This window comes from Stenotrophomonas sp. 05N423, from assembly GCF_056397145.1.
The window spans coordinates 235713-254153 of the sequence record NZ_JBFTMV010000005.1; the positions used below are offsets into that span (position 1 = coordinate 235713).

The window sequence follows — 18441 nt, forward strand, 5'->3', positions numbered from 1 at the left end:
GCGGCCCCATGCACGGGCCGCCAGAGGAGGAACTCAGTACCGCAGTTGCGTCGTCATCGTCGTGGCTGGATCAGAAGTTCCAGGTCACGACCAGGTTCATGTAGCGCGGCGCCTGCCACACCGTGCCTTCGCCGAAGTAGGGCATCTGGTTGCCGGGCGTGCTTTCGTAACGGGAGTGCACGTTGACCACTGCCTGCCGGTTGAGCAGGTTGTAGACGGAGAAGCGCGCCTTCAGGTCGATGCCTTCCACCGGCAGGGTCCACGTCACGTTCGCGCCGAGGTCATAGACCCACGGCATGCGGCCGAACGCGCCGAGCGGCGAATACACCAGTTCCCGCGTTTTGTAATCGGAGCAGTTGGCCACGCACAGCCAGCCCGAGCCGCCACCGCTGTACTCGCTGGGTCCACCCGCGCTGCGGTTGTCGTTGGGCCAGCGCACGCCGTAAGCGGTGATGGGCCCACCGGAGCGCGCGGACAGGGTGGCGCCAAAGCTCCACATCTCGTTGAGCTTGTAGCTGCCACGCAGCTTTATCTGGTGGCGCGCATCGTTGAACAGGACGCCGTAGCGCTCGTTTACAGCCGGATGGTCGTAGTACTGAACCAGATTGGTGTCGTTATACCCGGTACCCGAGTTCACCGGGCCTTCCATGTTGCCTTCGCTCTTGGACAGGAGATAGCTGGCATTGAAGGCCCACTTTCCGTCCCAGGCGCGATCGATCTGGAATTCGATCGCCTTGTAGGTACGGCGCGGCTTCTTGTAGCCCATGACCACGTTGCTGCCCGACGTGATGTAGCCATCCTTGGAATTGTCGAAAGTGACCCAGCTGTTGGTATCCGGGCACCACAGCGTGTTCGTCTCGCCAGGGTTGAGGATCGGCCAGTCGCCGGAGTACCAGTCGCAGCCTTCCACGTGGCGGATGCTCACGTCCTCCACCGCTCGCGTCATCTTGCGGTATGTGGCGTTGATCCCGTACGACCATGCCTGGTCGATCATCTGCTGGAAGCCCAGGATGTACTCGTCCTGGAAAACCTGCTTCAGATCGCGGGCAACCGCGGTGCGGACATCATCAGGCGCCGGCGCGTTCATGCTGGTGTCCACCGGGCCGAGCTGCGCACCGAGTTCCGGCCGCAGATACTTGGCGCCGGTGGTCTGGTCCACCTGTTCGCTCCAGCCGTTGAGCACATAGTAGGTGTGCTCGTCGGTGGTACCGCCACCGAAGTAGTCGGTAATCTTGTTGGTCAGCGGAATGTAGTAACGGCCGGCGTTGCCGAACACCTTGGTCGAGCCGTCTCCACGCATGTCCCAACTGAAGCCCAGGCGTGGAGAAATCATGTCGCTGAAGTCGGCCTTGGCGAAGGTCGCGCCCGAGGCGAGGGTGTTTTCGAACTTGTCGGCGCGGACGCCGAGGTTGAGCAGCAGGTTCGGAGTGACGTTCCAGTTGTCCTCCACGTAGAACGCCTGTGCCTTGACCGAGACCGGGGCACCGGTGATGTAACGACGGGCGTCGACGTAAGCCGTCACGCCCACGGGAACCATCGCGCCGTTGGGAAGCTCGCGATCTTCATCGGTCGCGTCGGGCTTCATGCCCAGCACCGTGTAGCCCACGCCATCACCCGGATAGAGCACGGAACTGCGCGAGTCCATGATTTCCTGGTCCAGGCCGAAGCGCAGCAGGTGGTCGCCCAGCGCCCATTCGAAATCCAGGCGCGCTGCTTCACGCTTGTCGTAGCGGCTGCTGATGCTGCTGTTGGTCGGATGACAGCCCTCTTTCTGCGTCCTGTCGCCGAACAGTTCGCTGTAGGTGCTGTCCCGACCGACCCGGCTGCAATAGCTGTCCCAGGGCGGACTGCCACTGGTGGCGCTGCGCTTGTTCACACCGTACATCGCCTTGGCGGTGAAGTTGGCGCCAAAATGGCCCGTATAGGTAGCCGACCAGTTGTCGCCACCTGAACCCCCCGTGCTTTCACCCAGCTTGTCGCCGAACGTCGCCGTGTCCCAGTCATAGTCGTAGCTGCTGGTGACCGAATCGGCCTTGTCGGAGAACGCCAGCAATTCCAGCGTATGGTCGTTGTTGATGTTCCAGTCGAGCTTGGCGCCCCAGAAGTCGTTGTCGCTGACGGTCTTCCACGCTTCGACCGTGTCGATGTCGCGGGAATCGGCGTCGCGTTTCTCATACATCGCGAAGAAGAACAACCGGTCCTTCACGATGGGACCCGATGCCCACAGGTTGGTCTTGAACAACGGGCTCCTGTCGCGGCTGGTGCGATCGCGTTCGTCGATGCTGCCATCGCTGTGGAAGTGATCCTTCTTCGGCGCCGCCCAGGCCGAGGGTTCCATGGTCACTTCCACGCCACCATGGAAATCGTTCGTACCCGAACGGGTGATGGCATTGATGACGCCACCCGTGCTACGGCCGAACTCCGCCGAGTAGCCACCGGTCTTGACCTGGAACTCCTCGTAGAAATTGAACGGTACCGACGAGAAGCCCTGCCGGCGATACGGGTCGGTCACGTTGAGGCCGTTGATATAGACCGCATTCTCCGCCACCGATGAGCCGCCGAAGCTCAGGCCGCCAAAGGTGGCGCCGGACGAAACAACGCCCGGTGCGAGCAGGGCGACGGCCGCCACACTCTGGTCCACCGGCAGCCTCGCCAGTTCCTGGCGGCTGATGTTGGTGGCGCTCTCGGTGGAGCGTACGTCCACGCGATTGACCACGCGCGACCCCACCACCTGTACGGCATCCAGGTTGACCGCGCCGTCGTTGCCCAGGTTGACCGTGGTCGTCCCGCCCAGCGAGACACTTACGGACACCGGCGCGGCGTCGCCGGCGGTCAGATTGTAGTTGCCAGGTGGCAACTGGCCGATGCGATAGCTGCCGTCCTTGCCCACGGTGACCGTGCGGCTCAGACCGGTTGCGCTGTTGGTGATGGTGATGGTGTCGCCGGCGCTGGCGCGGCCGGCAACGGCACCCGTGACGCTCTGCGCCATGACCGTGGGCGCCAGCGCCCCCAGGCACGCACCCAATGCGACGCTGAGCGCCGCCTTCTTCAGCATTTTCCTGTTCATCCCCTGCCCTCTCCTGCAGTGTTGTGGAATACAGCGGTGTGACGGGCCCTCAATCCTTCGGTGGCGCCAGTACCTGCCACTGGAAGTCGTAGTCCCATTGATCGAAATAGAGATTGCCGCCCGCCCATTCGGCCTCGCCGCGCTGCGAGTCCACGGTTTCGGAGCGGAAGTGCTGCTTGGCCGGTACCAGCGGCTGCGCGTAGTCGTCGTTGAAGGCGATGCGGTAGGCGTCCAGCCCGCCGAAGTAGAAGTCGCGCACCGCCGGCACCGGGCTGTCGAGCGCGCCGGTGGTCACGTCCATCGGCACCCAGCCGTAGGGCGCCAGGTACAGCGCGCCCCAGTCGTGCAGGTTGCTGTAGCCCACCGCGTCGTCCGAATACACCATGCCCGACTGCCAGCGCGCGGGGATGCCGTTCAGGCGCAGCAGGCTCATCAGCAGCAGCGTCTGCTGCCCGCAGTCGGCGTGGTTGGAATGCAGGGCGTAGTCGCTGATGTTGCCGATGGTCGAGTACTCGCGCGCGCCGCCCCAGGGAATGCGGTCGACCGCGTCGAACAGCTTGCGTGCGATCCGGTAGGGATTGGTCTCATCCCCCACCACGCGTCGCGAGAACTCGCGCAGCGCCGGGGTGAACACGATGTGCGGTGTGCGCTCGGCCAGGTAGGGCGCCAGCGCCGGATCGTCCGGCGTGGGCTGGACCGCGTCCGGGTCGATGGCGAAATGGCGCGCATGGATCGTGACTTCGTAGCTGACCGAGAATTCGGTCGGCGTGCCGGCCACCGCCTTGCGCTCCAGGTAGGCGGTACGCTGCAGCGTCGCTTCCGGCGCGATCTGCGCGCCGGCCGGCACGCTGCCCAGCCAACGGATGTCCTGCTGCTGGCCGGGGATGGCGCGCGGATACGGGATCCAGGCGCGCACGGTCTCGCCGGCCGGCACCGCATCGGCCCTGACCTTGAGCGACTGGGTGACCCGCACCCGCCGCGGCGCGATGCTGGTGGCGCCGGCCTGCGCAGCTTTCAGTACTTCCAGGTGATGCGGCGTGACCACTTCGAAAGGACCGGGCGCCGGCGGCTTGATCGTCGGCGCGCGCCGCGCGGCCGCGGCATCGCTGACCAGGAACAGGTTCGAAGGCGCACGGTTGAACCAGCGGCGCTGGCCGTCGATGTCCAGGTGTTCGATCAGCCCGGCCTCGTCCCAGGCGCGGAATTCGTCTTCGCGCAGGTCGGGGATGGAGCGGCGCACGGCAGCCATCGCGCGCTCGCGGTCCAAGCTGAAATCCAGCTGCATGCGGTGCATGCGCTCGCGCTGGAACAGCCAGGCGTCGCGCTGCGCATCGCCCAGTGCCGGCTGCTGCAACGCAGCGTCGATCTGCGCACGCGCACCGGCGAAGTCGCCGCGATCCACGCGCGCGGCCAGTTGTTCCAGCGTGTCGGCAGCGCCCGCGGCGGCCGGCAACAGGCACAGCAGGCCGGCCATGAGCCGGTACCGGGCAGGCCTGAAAGCGACTGGGACTTGGCGCAATGCTGGATCCACGGCAACACTTCCACGAACACGCGGGATAACGGTTGTGTAACACGCATGCGACAGTGGGTCAATAATTTATTCTTGATTTCACGGAAGAAAGGAATAAGTATTCCAATGCATCCAGAGGGAGTCCTCATGAACGCTATTCCCGCCCGGCCCCGCCGCCGGCACCTCGCCCGGGCCTGCTGGTCCTTGCTGCTTGCCGCGCCGCTGTGCGCGGGACCGGCCTTCGCGCTCGGCGCGGTCACCGCTTCGCCGCAGGACTACGCCGGCGTGATCGGCCTGCGCGAGGACTACCTCTCAGCCGCGCACTGGATCGCCCAACTGTCCGATCCGGACCGGGTGATCCTGGACCGCGCCGGCATCGCCGCGCAGAACGCGCGCATGCGCCAGCTCGACGGCTCCATCCACGATCTGCGCACCCTGCCCGCCAGCGTGACCCGCAGCTTCGTGCGCGAGCAGATCGAAGCGATCTCGCGCCTGCCGACCCGCGCCCTGTACGACGTGCAGGGCAAGGCGATCGGCGCGGCGCAGCTGCGCGCGATCACCGACAACCTCGCGCTGGAGCGCATCGCCGACAACCGCCCGCTGCGATACGGCCTGGTCGTGCACCGCGCCGCGCTGCGCGCCTTCCCCACCGGACTGCGCGCCTTCTCCAGCAGCGACGACACCGACATCGACCGCTTCCAGGAGTCGGCGCTGTTCCCCGGCGACGCCGTGGCGGTGCTGCATGAAAGCGCCGACGGCGACTGGCTGTTCGTCGCCAGCGAACGCTACGTCGCCTGGGTGGAGAAGCGATTCGTCGGCATCGGCGACGCCGCGCAGGTGTTCGGCTACGGTGCCAGCGGCCCGCACCGGGTGATCACCGGCGCCACCGCCACCACCGCCTATACGCCGGAAGAACCGCGCGTGTCGCGCCTGCAGCTGGACATGGGTGTGCGCGTGCCGGTGCTCGCCGACTGGCCGGCACTGCAGCCGGTCAACGGCCAGCAAGGCCATGCCGCCCACGTCATCCAGTTGCCGGTACGCAACGACGACGGCCGCCTGGCACTGGTGCCGGCGCTGCTGCCGCGCTCGCAGGACAGCAGCGACGACTACCTGGCGCTGACCCCCCGCAACCTGCTCGCCCAGGCCTTCAAGTTCCTCGGCGAACGCTATGGCTGGGGCCATTCCTACGACACCCGCGACTGCAGCGGCTTCGTCTCCGAGGTTTACCGCAGCTTCGGCGTGCTGCTGCCGCGCAATACCAGCGCGCAGGCGGTGAGCCCGGCGCTGGACCGCATCGCCTTCGGCGACAAGGACGGCAAAGCCAGGCGCGACGCAGCGGTGGACGCGCTGCAGGTCGGCGACCTGGTCTATATCCCCGGCCATGTGATGATGACCATCGGCCATGCCGACGGCATGGCCTGGATGATCCACGACACCTCCGGTGGCAGCTGGTTCGGCGCCGACGGCAAGCGGATTCCCGCCCATCTCAATGGCGTCTCGGTGACGCCGCTGCAGCCGATGATGGCCAGCGACACCGCCAGCTACGTCGACCGCATCACCAACATCCAGCGCATCCGCCCGCATACCGCCAAATGAAGATCACCGACATCGAACTGGGCATGCTGCGCGTGCCCCTGAAAACCCCGTTCAAGACCGCGCTGCGCACCGTCGAATCGGTCGAGGACATCGTGGTGCTGGTGCGCACCGACAGCGGCCACACCGGCTACGGCGAGGCGCCGGCCACCGCGGTGATCACCGGCGACACCCACGGCTCGATCATCGAAGCCATCAACAACTTCATCAAGCCGCGCCTGATCGGCGAGGACATCGCCAACCTCAACCGCATCTGCGGGCTGGTGCAGTCCTCGCTGGAACGCAACACCAGCGCCAAGGCGGCGGTGGAGATCGCCATCTACGACCTGTGGGCGCAGCTGCACGGCGCGCCGCTGTACCAGATGCTCGGCGGCGGCGACCCGGTGATCACCACCGACATCACCATCAGCGTGGACTACATCGACAAGATGGTGGCCGATTCGCTGTCGGCGATCGAACGCGGCTTCGAGTCGCTGAAGATCAAGGTCGGCAAGGACATCGGCCTGGACATCGAGCGGGTCAAGGCGATCCATGCCGCGGTCGAGGGCCGCGCCCTGCTGCGCCTGGATGCCAACCAGGGCTGGACCGCCAAGCAGGCGGTCTACGCCATGAACGCGCTGGAGAACGCCGGCGTGGTGCTGGAGCTGCTGGAACAGCCGGTCAAGGCCGCCGACATCGACGGAATGAAATACGTCACCGAGCGGGTCAATACGCCGGTGATGGCCGACGAGAGCGTGTTCGGCCCGCACCAGGTGTTCGACCTGATCCACCAGCGCGCGGCGGACATCATCAACATCAAGCTGATGAAGACCGGTGGTATTTCCAATGCGATCAAGGTCGCCGACATCGCCTCGCTGTACGGCATCCCCTGCATGATCGGCTGCATGCTCGAGTCGAGCATCAGCGTAGCCGCCGCGGTGCACCTGGCGGTGGCCAAGGCCGGCGCGATCACCAAGGTGGACCTGGACGGGCCGTCGCTGAGCCTGTTCAACCCGGTCAACGGCGGGGTGATCTTCAACGAGTCGGAGATCAGCATCACCGATGCACCGGGGCTGGGCATCACCGAGGTGCGCGGGCTGGAGATGCTGAAGGCATGACCGGCATGGCGACGGCAACCGACCCTGTTGCTGTCGCCCTTCCTCCCGGGTGTGCCGCATCCGAGGAAGCAATGGGGAATGCTTCTGCCGTCGCTTCTGTTTCTGCCGTTGCCGTTGCCGTTGCCGTTGCCGTTGCCGTTGCCGTTGCCCGTGATTTTGCTCTTCGGCTTTTGACCTCCCCGGCCGTAGAGCGAGCCGAGCACCGCAGCGGGGCAGGGGGCGAAGAGGCGCACGTGTTTGAGCGAAGCGAGTTGTGCGCCGTCCCCTCGGCACGCGAGGAGCGCAGGGGACTGGCGGGCGCAGCCCGACGGATCGCGTCCCGGCCCGTGTTTCTTTGGGCCACGTTTCTTTGCACGAGCAAAGAAAGGTGGCTCGCTCCCCGGAGGGGAGCGAAAGCCCTTGATCCTGCTTCAGCCGTTGCTTGGGTTTTTGCTCTGGAAAGAAGCAACAGCCACAGCGCGAAGCAGCCAAGGCATGAAGCAGAGCTTTCGCCCCTGCTTCGCAGGAGCGAGTTACTTCTCTTTGCTCGTGCAAAGAGAAGTAACCAAGAGAAATGCCTTTCCAACAGCCGAATGGCTGGTCAAGCACGCCCCTGCCTCCGCGCCCACGGCACTACGTGCCGCGGGTCCACTCCGCCGGCGGGATTTTTCTACGAGACATCCATGTCTCGTAGAAAAACGACGTGCATCCATGTACGTCGCCCCTGCGGGGTCTTGTCCGCCGGCTCCGTCGCTGCGGAAGGGGGCCCGGGAAGTCAAAAGCACATGCAACTATCAAGAGCAACAGCCGATCTTCCCCCGGCTGCCTTGCCAACGTAACGTCCCGGTTGAATGCCAAGCCTTACCGCCCCCGCAAAATCCTTTTAGAGTCACCCCATCGCAGCCGACGACCCACCCATGCCACCCCTGGTAAAAATCCGCTCCGAACGCGAACAGATGTCGGCGATCGAACGGCGCATCGCCGACTTCATCCTCGACAACGCCCACCTGCTGCGCGACTACTCGTCCCAGCAGCTGGCCAACGCCCTGGGCATCAGCCAGTCGAGCGTGGTCAAGTTCAGCCAGAAGCTGGGGTTCAAGGGCTACCCGGACCTGAAGTACTCGGTCGGCGCGGCGGTGGCGCTGGCCAACAACAGTAACGGCGATGTCACCGAATGGCCGCCGGAAAGCGACCCGCACGGCTACCTGCAGGTCGCCGACGGCCTGCGCCGCAGCAAGGCCGCGGCCGAGGAGGAGACCCGCGTCGCCAATCCGCAGGAGGAGGTCGAGGCGGTGATCGCGCTGATCGACGCCGCGCCCAAGGTGTTCGTCTACGGCCTGGGCGACGATGGCCTGTATGCGCGCGAGTTCGCCATGCGTCTGGCGCTGCTGGGCATCCTCACCGTGCAGCACGCCGACCCGATCCTGATGACCGCCAACCTGTCGGCCGCGCGTCCCGGCGATGTGCTGCTGGTGTTCTCCGAGTTCGGCAAGCTGCCGCAGCTGTGGCAGCTCTCGCGCCAGTTCCAGGAGATGGGCGGCAAGGTGGTCTCGATCACCCGCCACACCGCCAACCCGCTGCGCGCGCACGCCGACGCCTCGCTGGCGATCTGCGCGCACGATCCGCAGCCGCCGGTGGCGCAACTGCTGTACCGTTGTTCGCTGCAGTACCTGCTGGACTTCGTGTTCGTGCTGCTGTGCCATGCCAACCCTGATCGCCAGCGCCAACTGGCGTTGAACCAGGAACGCATCCAGCAGTTGATCGACAACTGATTGCCGGAGCCGTCGCCATGTCCTCCCTGTTACGTTCCTTCGCCCGGCGCCTGCTGCCGTCGCTGTCCGCCATGGCCCTGATCGGCACCGCTTCCGCCGCGCCGCTGGACACGCCGGTGCACGACGCGCGCCAGCTGGTGGTCGTCACCACCCCATCGTGGGACACGCCCTCGGGCCACCTGCAGGCCTACGAGCGCACCGCCGACGGCTGGCGCGCGCACGGAGCCGCCTTCGACGTGGCGCTTGGCCGCAACGGCAGCGCCTGGGGGCTGGGCCGGCATCCGTCACAGCAGGACGGCCCGCAGAAGCGCGAGGGCGACGGCCGCAGCCCGGCCGGCGTGTTCGGCATCGGCGAGGCGTTCGGCTACGCGCCGCGCATCGACAGCGCGATGCCCTACCAGCCGATGCTGGCCACCAGCTACTGCATGGATGTGCCCGACTCGCCGCTGTACAACCGCATCGTCGACGCCGAGGCGGTGGGCAGCGAGGCCGTGGAGGGCTCCAGCGAACCGATGCGGCTGGACCTGCACAACAAGGGAGACCGCCGCTATCGCGAGGGCTTCGTGATCGAGCACAACCCCCGGGCCGAGCCCGGCCAGGGCAGCTGCATCTTCGCCCACCTGTGGCGGCAGAGCGGCGAGGCGACAGCCGGCTGCACCGCGATGGAACCGGCGCGCATGGAGGCCCTGCTCGGCTGGCTGGACCCGGCAGCGCATCCGTTGTTCGTGCTGCTGCCCGAGGCGGACTACGCGCGCCTGCAGGGAAGCTGGGGCCTGCCTGCGCGCACGCCGTAGGAACGATCCGGCCAGACCCTGACGTGTTTCCGTTCCAGATCCCGCGCATGGATGTGCGGCCATGGCAGAGCGATCTGCATGAAGCCCCGCCACGCACCGCAGTGCGTTTCCACCACTTTACTGGCCATCCATGACCACATCCACCCGACGCTTCCGGCTCTCCGCTCCCGTCAAAGTGCTGATCTCGCTGCTGGTCGGCGCGGTGGTCGGCCTCTCGCTCACCCACCATGACCCGGTGCTCGCACTGCAGGTCGCCGAGTTCGCCCGGCCCATCGGCCGGTTGTGGCTCAACGCGCTGCAGATGACGGTGGTGCCCCTGGTCACCGCGCTGGTGATCGTCGGCGTCAATACCGCGAGCAACGCCGCTGCGTCCGGACGCACAGCGCGCAACGCGATCCTGGTGTTCATCGTGCTGCTGGTCGCCGCGGCCAGTTTCTCGGCGGTGATCACGCCGGCACTGCTGGGGCTGGTGCCACACGACAGCGCCACCATGCAGACCTTCCGCGCCGCCCTGCACGCACCGGAGACGCTGTCCAAGGCGCCCACCGCGGCGCAGTGGATCTCCTCGCTGATCCCCAGCAACGTGCTGGCCGTGGCCTCGGCCAATGCGATGCTGCCGCTGGTGGTGTTCGCGATGTTCTTCGGCTTCGCGCTGAGCCGGCAGGACGCCGAGCGCCGCGACCGCATCCTGGAGATCATCAAGATCGTCGGCGACACCATGATCACCATCGTGCGCTGGGTGCTGTGGGCCGCGCCGCTGGGCGTGTTCGCGCTGGTGCTGGTGGTCTGCGCCGAGGTCGGCATGAGCGTGCTCGGCATCCTCGGCTACTACATCCTGCTGATGTGCACGGTCTACATCCTGATCACCCTGCTGCTGTACGTGGTGGCGGTGCTGGCCGCGCGCGAGGGCCTGCGCCGTTTCGCCTCGGCGCTGGTGCCGGTACAGGTCATCGCCGGCAGCACGCAGTCGTCGCTGGCCTCGCTTCCGGCGATGATCGACAGCGCGCGCAACCGGCTGGGCTACCCCACCGCGCTGACCTCGCTGGTGCTGCCGATGGCGGTCTCGCTGTTCCGCGTGACCAGCCCTGCGCAGTACATCGCCGTGGCCAGCTTCATCGCCTGGCTGTACGGCATCGACATCTCCTTCTCGCAGTATGCGGTGGCGGTGCTGCTGGCCGCGGCCATCAGCATGGGCTCCACCGGCCTGCCGGGCCAGGCCAACTTCATGACCAACAACATGCCGGTCACGCAGAGCATGGGCCTGCCGGTGGAACCGCTGGGCGTACTGCTGGCGGTGGACACGATTCCCGACGTGTTCTGCACCATCGGCAATACCACCGGCGACATGACCGCCACGTCGATCGTCGCCAAGCGCATGGCACCGGCGGACGAGGCCTGACCCGGTGGTCGGCAGGGGACACGCGACCGCTCCCTGCCGACGCCGCCGGCGTGCCTCGCACGCCGGCTTCGCCTAAGGTGTGGGCTCCACCGCTTTCCGCCCTGGAGTACGCCATGCCCCGCCCCCTGCTGCTCAGCCTGGCCCTTGCCCTGACGCCCGTCCTGTTCACCACCGCCTGCGCCGCGGATCCGGCCGCCGAGGCGGCGGTCAAGCCGGCGCAATGGCCGTTCGCCGCCACCGAGGTGGCCCGCTTCGACGAACCGTGGGCGATGGCGTTCCTGCCCGACCGCAGCCTGCTGGTCACGGAGAAGGCCGGCAAGCTGGTCCATTTCGATCCGGCCAGCGGCCGCCGCCATGAGATCACCGGGGTGCCGAAGGTGGCCTACGGCGGCCAGGGCGGCCTCGGCGACGTGGCCACGCATCCGCATTTCGCCCACAACGGGCTGGTCTATTACAGCTACGCCGAGGAAGGGACGAACGACACCCGCGGCGCCGCGGTGGCACGCGCGAAACTGGTGCTCGATGCCGAGGGCGGTGGCCGCCTGGTCGATGCGCAGGTGATCTGGCGGCAGACGCCGAAGGTGAGCGGCAACGGCCACTATGGGCACCGGCTGTTGTTCGGGCCCGACGGCAAGCTGTGGATCAGCTCCAGCGAACGGCAGAAGTTCGACCCGGCGCAGGACATGGGCGGCAACCTCGGCAAGATCATCCGCCTGAACGACGACGGCAGCGTGCCGGCCGACAACCCGTTCGCCGTGCAGGGCTCGCCGGCCAACCAGGTGTGGTCACTCGGCCACCGCAACATCCTCGGCCTGGCCTTCGACGCGCGCGGGCGGCTGTGGGAAGACGAGATGGGTCCGAAGGGCGGCGACGAGCTGAACCTGATCCAGCGTGGCGGCAACTACGGCTACCCGCTGGTCTCCAACGGCGACCACTACGACGGCCGCGACATTCCCGACCACGACACCCGGCCGGAGTTCGTCGCGCCCAAGGTCAGCTGGACGCCGGTGATCTCCCCGTCCAGCCTGATCATCTACAGCGGTGCGCTGTTCCCGCAATGGCGCGGCAACGCCTTCATCGGCGGCCTGTCCTCGCAGTCGCTGGTACGCATCGCCTTCGACGGCGACAGCGCGCGCGAAGCCGAGCGCTTCGACATGGGCAAGCGCATCCGCGCGGTGGTGCAGGGTCCGGAGGGCGCGCTGTGGCTGCTGGAGGACGGCAGCGGCGCGCGGCTGCTCAAGCTGACGCCACGCCAAAACCCCATGTAGAAGCGCATCACAGGAGCGCCTGTAGGAGCGCACTTCAGTGCGCGATGAAGCTTTCCCGGCAAAGCCCCATCGCGCACTGAAGTGCGCTCCTACGGTTTCCGGCGCATGCGCAGGTGCAGGCCGATGGCCTGCACCAGTCCATAGCAGACCAGGGCGGCGGCCAGGCCAAGGGTCAGCGGACTGGCGTTGGCGGCACCGGGCGCCATGCCCTGGCTGAAGGCACCGTCATGCCAGCGCCACGCCAGCCGTGCGACCAGCAGCAGCGACAACGCGCCGCCGATCCACGGATTGGGCGTATAGCCGGGCCGGCCCTCGCGCTCGTCGAAGCGCGTGTGCTTCAGCGCGAACCACGCCAGCCCGATGCCGGCCAGCACGCCCACGGCCATGCCGGCGGCCACGTGCGGCACGAAGGCCGCGGCCAGTCCGAGCATCGCCGCCACCAGCGCCAGGATCACGATGCGCACGAGGGTGCGGCGCGGCTGCCAGGGCTGCCAGGGCTGCCAGCCGAAGTGGCGGCGGAGGCGACGGTAGTACATCCAGCCGAAACCGGCGGTCATCAGCCACGGCAGGTAGGTGGGCATCGGTGCAGGCATCGGCGGGTCTCCAGCGGGCGCGGCGACAGCATCGCACGCCCGCCGCCCGCAGCAAGATGCCGGTCGTCACCCCTCGCCGCCCGGCAGGCGGGCCGGAGATACGAGATCAGGGCGCCAGCAGTTCGAACCGCACCGGCTCGCCGCTCGCCGACGAGGCGCAGATCCACAGATCGAACAGGCCCGGTTCGGCGGTGAACACGCCTTCGCTGTTGGTGAAGGCCAGTTGCCCGCGGTCGAGCCGGAACACCACGTCCTTCGCCTCGCCCGGCGCCAGCAGCACCTTCTCGAACGCCTTGAGCTCGCGCACCGGGCGCACGCGGCTGGCGACGCGGTCGTGCACATACAGCTGCACGACCTCTTCGCCGGCCACCACGCCGGTGTTGGTGATGGTAGTGGTGATGACCAGTCCGCCGTTCCAGTCCAGCTGCGGTGCGCTCAGGCGCGGCGCCCCGTAGGCGAACGTGGCGTAGCCCAGGCCATGGCCGAAGGCGTACAGCGGCGCGTCGGGGATCTCGCGCCAGCGCGCCTTGAACTCGGACATCTCCGGCAGTTCCGGGCGCCCGGTGCGCGGGTGGTTGTAGAAGTAGGGTTGCTGCCCGGAATGCTGCGGGAAACTCACCGGCAGGCGCCCGGACGGGCTGTAGGCACCGAACAGCACATCGGCCACGGCATGGCCGGTCTGCGTACCGAGGAACCAGGTCACCACGATGGCCTGCGCGTCGCGCACCGCGCCATGCAGCGCCAGCGCGCGGCCATTGCGCAGCAGTACCACGACCGGCGTGCCGGTGGCGGCGACCGCTTCGGCCAGGGCCTGCTGTGCCGGCGGCAGCACGATCTCCACCCGCGACTGCGCCTCGCCGCTGTAGCGCTGCGGTTCGCCGAGCGCCAGCACCGCCACGTCGGCGCGTCGTGCCGCGGCGACCGCTGCCTCGATGCCGCCTTCCAACGCCTCTTCCAACGCGCAGCCGGGCACCACTTCCAGCAGCGCGTCGTCGCCCAGCGCCGCGCGCACGCCGGCTTCCAGCGTCACGTAGCGCGTCTTGTCGCCGAACAGCGTCCAGCACCCTTCGATGTTGTCGCGGTCCTGGGCGAGCGGGCCGATCAGCGCGATCTTCTGCCCGCCCCTGCGCAGCGGCAGCAGTGCGCCTTCGTTCTTCAGCAGCACGATCGAACGCCGCGCCGCGTCGCGGGCCAGCGCATCGTGCGCGGCGATGTGCGAGGTGTCGGCCTCGCGCGCCGGGTCCAGCGAACGGTAGGGATCATCGAACAGGCCGATGGCTTCCTTCAGGCGCAGGATGCGGCGCACCGACGCGTCCAGTGCCGCCATCGGCACCTGTCCGCTTTCCACCAGCCCGGGCAGGTGCGCGGCGTAGAAGCCGCTCTGCATGCTCAGGTCGAGCCCGGCGCTGAATGCCTTGCAGGTGGCGTCCACTTCATCGGCGGCGTAACCGTGCGCGATCAGCTCCATGTCGGCGGTGTAGTCGGAGACCACCACGCCGTCGAAGCCCCATTGCCCGCGCAGCAGGTCGGTCAGCAGCCAGCGGTTGGCGCTGGCCGGCACGCCGTTGATGTCGTTGAAGGCGCTCATCAGCGCGCGCGCGCCGGCCGCCAGCGCCGCCTTGAACGGCGGCAGGTGCACGTCGTGCAGGGTCTGCGGCGAGATGTCCACCTGCGCGTACTCCATGCCGGCCGCGACCGCGCCGTACGCGGCGAAATGCTTGGGCGTGGCCAGCAGCGAATCGGCGGCGGCCAGATCCCCGCCCTGGAAACCGCGCACGCGCGCGGCGGCGAAGGCGCAGCCCAGCACCACGTCCTCGCCGGCCGACTCCGCGCCACGGCCCCAACGCTGGTCGCGGGCGATGTCCACCGCCGGCGCATAGGTCCAGTGGATGCCGGCGGCGGTGGCCTCGATGGCGGTGGCGCGGGCGGTGCGTCCGGCCAGTTCCGGCTCGAAACTGGCCGCCTCGCCCAGCGGGATCGGGAACACCGTGCGCATGCCGTGGATCACGTCGGCGGCCAATGCCACCGGGATGCCGAGCCGGCTCTCCTCCACCGCCACGCGCTGGATTTCGCGGCCCTGCGCGGCGCCGACGCCGTTGAACAGGCAGCCGACGCGGCCGGCGCGCACCTGTTCCAGCACCTGCGCGGCGTTGCGCACGTTGGCTTCGGGGTTCACGTCCGGCGCGAACGGGCGGACCATGTCGGCGAAGACCCCCAACTGGCCCACCTTTTCCTCCAGGGTCATGCGGGCGATCAGGGATTCGATACGGTCTGCCACGGCGGCCCTTGTATGGAAACGCTTACAAAGCGCGGATTCTAGCGCCGTCGCCGTGAAGCCCGGGAAGCCGGCCCACCCTTGCGTACCGCTAGGCGGACACCGGCCCGCCGCGCATCGCCAGCAGCATCGCGTCGCTGGATTCCTGGAACACGCGCAGGCCGAACTCGGGCAGGATCGCCAGCAGGTGGTCGAATACATCCGACTGCGTGGCCTCGTACTGCCCCCAGGCGACCGACGCGGTGAAGCAGTAGATCTCCAGCGGCAGGCCCTGCGGCGTCGGCGCCAGCTGCCGCACCATCAGGGTCATGTCCTGGTGGATGCCCGGATGGCTGCGCAGGTAACGCTCGACATAGGCGCGGAAGGTGCCGAGGTTGGTCATCCGGCGTGCATTGACCTCTTCCGGATGCGCCTGCGCCACCTGCGCGTTCCACTGCTCCAGTTCGGCGCGCTTGCCGGCCAGGTAGGCGTCGAGCAGGCCGAACCGGTCCAGCCGCGCCAGCCCCGCCGCGTCGAGGAAGCGCACGCTGTGCTGGTCCAGGAAAACCGCGCGCTTGATGCGCCGCCCGCCCGATTCCTGCATGCCGCGCCAGTTCTTGAACGACTCGGTGACCAGCTTCTTGGTCGGGATGGTGGTGATGGTCTTGTCCCAGTTCTGCACCGTCACCGTATGCAGGGCGATGTCGACCACGTCGCCATCGGCGTTCTGGCTGGGCATCTCGATCCAGTCGCCGATGCGCACGCGGCCGTCGCCACTGATCTGCACGCTGGCCACCAGCGACAGGATCGTGTCCTGGAAGATCAGCATCAGCACCGCGGTGGCCGCGCCCAGCCCGGTGACCAGGTAGCGCAGGTCCACGCCGGCCAGGGTGGCGACGATGGACAGGCCGGCGACCACGAAGATCACGATCCTGGCCACCTGCAGATAGCCCTTGATCGGCTTGTCGCGCGCATCCGGACGCCGCTCGTAGAGATCGTTGGCCGCGTCCAGCGCGTGCGACACCGCCAGCGCGATGGTCAGTACCGCCCACGCCTGGCAGGCGCCGACGATGAAGGCCACCACGCCCGGCGGCAGGTCCGGCACCACCTTGATGCCTGCGGCGATCACCTGGCTGGGCACCACGTTGGACAGGCGCGCGATCACCCGCATCAGATGGCTGCCACGCCCGGTCTCGGCGCCGGGCAGGCGGCTGAGCAGCCGGCGCAGGCCGCGCAGCAGGATGCGCTTCGTGATCCAGTTGGCCAGGCCCGCCGCGACCAGCAGGACCGAGACCATCAATGCCAGGTAGGCGCCGGGATAGGGTTCCAGTGTGTTCTGCAGCCGCTCCAGCCACTGTGCCGCCACCACCGCATCCACCATCGATCGTCTCCTGTGTATTCCGTTGTTCTTGAAGTCGCCGGCCGCTGGCCGGCATCCCGGATTGGCGAGCTTGCCGGCCGGCGGCCGGCACTACGTCCGTCAGGCCCGTTCGCGCTCGATGATCACGCCCACCGCGCGCGCGCCGCGCACCGCGCCGGGCTTGCTCAGCTTCAGGCGCAGCCAGCACACGTCGAATTCATCCAGCACGATCCCCGCGCAGCGCTCGGCCAGGGTTTCCACCAGACCGAAATCCGATTCGCGCACGTATTCCTGCAGGCGCTTGCTGACCGCCTTGTAGTTGAGCGTGTCGGCAATGTCATCGGTCGCCGCCGGCCTGCGGTTGTCGAACCCCATCTCCAGGTCGAACACCAGGGTCTGGCGGATGCGCCGCTCCCAGTCATAGATGCCGATCAGGGCGTCGATTTCGAGGCCCTCGATGAATACCTTGTCCATTGCGTCCGTCGCGGTGAATGAACGGACATGGTAACGAGCCACTGCTGAGCCTGCCGTGCACAAGGCTCCTTATGCTCTGCGCAGGAACGCAGCTTGGCGCGCTCCTACACCGGCGGCAGCGTGGCCATGTCCCAGCGCGGCACCACCTTCACCTCGGCCGGGCTGTGCTGGCCGGCCTGCAGGCGCAACGCGCCGGCGAAGGCGATCATCGCGCCGTTGTCGGTGCACAGCGCCGGGCGCGGGAAGCACACGCGGCCGCCGCGGCGCTGCGCGGCGTCCTGCAGCTTCGCCCGCAGGCGCTTGTTGGCGCCGACGCCACCGGCCACCACCAGCACGTCGCAGCCGGCCGCCTCCAGCGCGCGGTCGCACTTGATCGCCAGCGTATCGACCACCGCGTCCTCGAAGCCGCGCGCGATATCGGCGCGGGTCTGCTCGCTCTGGTCGCTGTCGCGCCAGGCCAGCAGCACCTGGGTCTTGAGCCCCGAGAAACTGAAGTCCAGTCCCGGCCGGTCGGTCATCGGCCGCGCGAACCTGAACCGGCCCGGCGTACCAGCCTCGGCCAGCCGGGCCAGCTGCGGACCGCCCGGATACGGCAGGCCCATCAGCTTGGCGGTCTTGTCGAAGGCCTCGCCGGCGGCGTCGTCCAGGGTTTCGCCGAGCAGGCGGTAGCTGCCGATGGCGTCCACCGCGACCAGCTGGGTATGCCCGCCGGAAACCAGCAGGGCCACGAACGGCGGTTCCGGCGGGTCGTCCTCCATCAGCGGCGCGAGCAGGTGGCCTTCCATGTGGTGCACGCCGATGGCCGGCACATCCAGCGCCCAGGCCAGCGAACGCGCCACCCCGGCGCCGACCAGCAGCGCACCGACCAGCCCGGGGCCGGCGGTATAGGCCACGCCGTCCAGCTCGGAGACGGCGATGCCGGCCTCGTCCAGGGTCTGCCGGATCAGCGGCAGGGTCTTGCGCACATGGTCGCGGCTGGCCAGTTCCGGCACCACGCCGCCGTATTCGGCATGCAACGCGATCTGGCTGTAGACCGCATGGGCGCGCAGGGCGTCGACGCCCGACAGCGCGGTGTCATACACCGCCACGCCGGTTTCGTCGCAGGAGGATTCGATGCCGAGGACTTTCATGCCGGTATTGTGAACCCCAAGGCGCGCGTTTACGAACCGCGCGGGCGCCTGCATGCCCGCCACGAAGCCCCGCCGGCGGGGCCGCGGCGCCATCGGCGGGCCGCTTCCTGCGACTGCCGTCCCGGAGCCGATGTCCTGCCCGGAGGACGCC

At 67.9% G+C, this 18441-nt stretch carries 13 protein-coding genes; 6 read left to right on the plus strand and 7 right to left on the minus strand.

Annotated features, from left to right (window positions below; all coding sequences use genetic code 11):
- Positions 1 to 70: 70 nt before the first annotated feature.
- Both AC1DGW_RS10710 and AC1DGW_RS10715 read right to left on the minus strand, forming a co-directional pair.
- Entirely contained in the window at positions 71 to 3067 is a 2997-nt protein-coding gene (locus AC1DGW_RS10710; RefSeq protein ID WP_478022622.1) for a TonB-dependent receptor, read from the minus strand.
- Between the two features lie 49 nt (positions 3068 to 3116).
- Positions 3117 to 4598 carry a transglutaminase-like domain-containing protein gene (locus tag AC1DGW_RS10715; RefSeq protein WP_478022624.1) on the minus strand — a complete coding sequence of 494 codons (1482 nt, stop codon included), beginning with the start codon at positions 4596 to 4598 and terminating at the stop codon, positions 3117 to 3119.
- Between the two features lie 126 nt (positions 4599 to 4724).
- Between AC1DGW_RS10715 and AC1DGW_RS10720 the strand changes: the two genes are divergently transcribed.
- The 6 genes from AC1DGW_RS10720 (at position 4725) to AC1DGW_RS10745 (ending at position 12479) form a co-directional block, all read left to right on the plus strand.
- Positions 4725 to 6173: a C40 family peptidase gene (locus tag AC1DGW_RS10720; RefSeq protein WP_478022626.1), complete on the plus strand. Its 1449-nt coding sequence runs from the start codon at positions 4725 to 4727 to the stop codon at positions 6171 to 6173.
- The gene (locus tag AC1DGW_RS10725; RefSeq protein ID WP_478022628.1) at positions 6170 to 7267 is read left to right on the plus strand and encodes a dipeptide epimerase; all 1098 of its coding nucleotides are present in this window, start codon (positions 6170 to 6172) and stop codon (positions 7265 to 7267) included. Before AC1DGW_RS10720 ends, AC1DGW_RS10725 begins: the two co-directional genes overlap by 4 nt.
- Positions 7268 to 8163: 896 nt before the next feature.
- Complete coding sequence (locus AC1DGW_RS10730; protein ID WP_478022630.1) at positions 8164 to 9018, plus strand: MurR/RpiR family transcriptional regulator; 855 nt, start codon at positions 8164 to 8166, stop codon at positions 9016 to 9018.
- Between the two features lie 71 nt (positions 9019 to 9089).
- Positions 9090 to 9812 (plus strand): L,D-transpeptidase family protein, encoded by a 723-nt coding sequence (locus tag AC1DGW_RS10735; RefSeq protein ID WP_478022718.1) that lies wholly within the window; start codon positions 9090 to 9092, stop codon positions 9810 to 9812.
- A 130-nt stretch (positions 9813 to 9942) separates the two neighbouring features.
- Positions 9943 to 11211, plus strand: a complete 1269-nt coding sequence (locus tag AC1DGW_RS10740) for a dicarboxylate/amino acid:cation symporter (RefSeq protein ID WP_478022632.1) — start codon at positions 9943 to 9945, stop codon at positions 11209 to 11211.
- A gap of 113 nt (positions 11212 to 11324) precedes the next feature.
- The gene (locus AC1DGW_RS10745; protein ID WP_478022634.1) at positions 11325 to 12479 is read left to right on the plus strand and encodes a PQQ-dependent sugar dehydrogenase; all 1155 of its coding nucleotides are present in this window, start codon (positions 11325 to 11327) and stop codon (positions 12477 to 12479) included.
- A gap of 89 nt (positions 12480 to 12568) precedes the next feature.
- Here the strand turns inward: AC1DGW_RS10745 and AC1DGW_RS10750 are convergent, their stop codons facing one another.
- The 5 genes from AC1DGW_RS10750 to tsaD form a co-directional block, all read right to left on the minus strand.
- Positions 12569 to 13072, minus strand: a complete 504-nt coding sequence (locus AC1DGW_RS10750; protein WP_478022636.1) for a CcdC protein domain-containing protein — start codon at positions 13070 to 13072, stop codon at positions 12569 to 12571.
- 106 nt (positions 13073 to 13178) lie between these two features.
- Complete coding sequence (locus tag AC1DGW_RS10755) at positions 13179 to 15317, minus strand: glycoside hydrolase family 3 N-terminal domain-containing protein (protein WP_478022720.1); 2139 nt, start codon at positions 15315 to 15317, stop codon at positions 13179 to 13181.
- Positions 15318 to 15438: 121 nt separating this feature from the next.
- Positions 15439 to 16707, minus strand: a complete 1269-nt coding sequence (locus AC1DGW_RS10760; protein ID WP_478022638.1) for a mechanosensitive ion channel family protein — start codon at positions 16705 to 16707, stop codon at positions 15439 to 15441.
- Between the two features lie 99 nt (positions 16708 to 16806).
- Positions 16807 to 17160: a dihydroneopterin aldolase gene (folB, locus tag AC1DGW_RS10765; RefSeq protein WP_478022640.1), complete on the minus strand. Its 354-nt coding sequence runs from the start codon at positions 17158 to 17160 to the stop codon at positions 16807 to 16809.
- Between the two features lie 104 nt (positions 17161 to 17264).
- On the minus strand, positions 17265 to 18290 hold the full coding sequence (gene tsaD, locus AC1DGW_RS10770; RefSeq protein WP_478022642.1) for a tRNA (adenosine(37)-N6)-threonylcarbamoyltransferase complex transferase subunit TsaD: 1026 nt from the start codon (positions 18288 to 18290) through the stop codon (positions 17265 to 17267).
- Positions 18291 to 18441 lie beyond the last annotated feature (151 nt).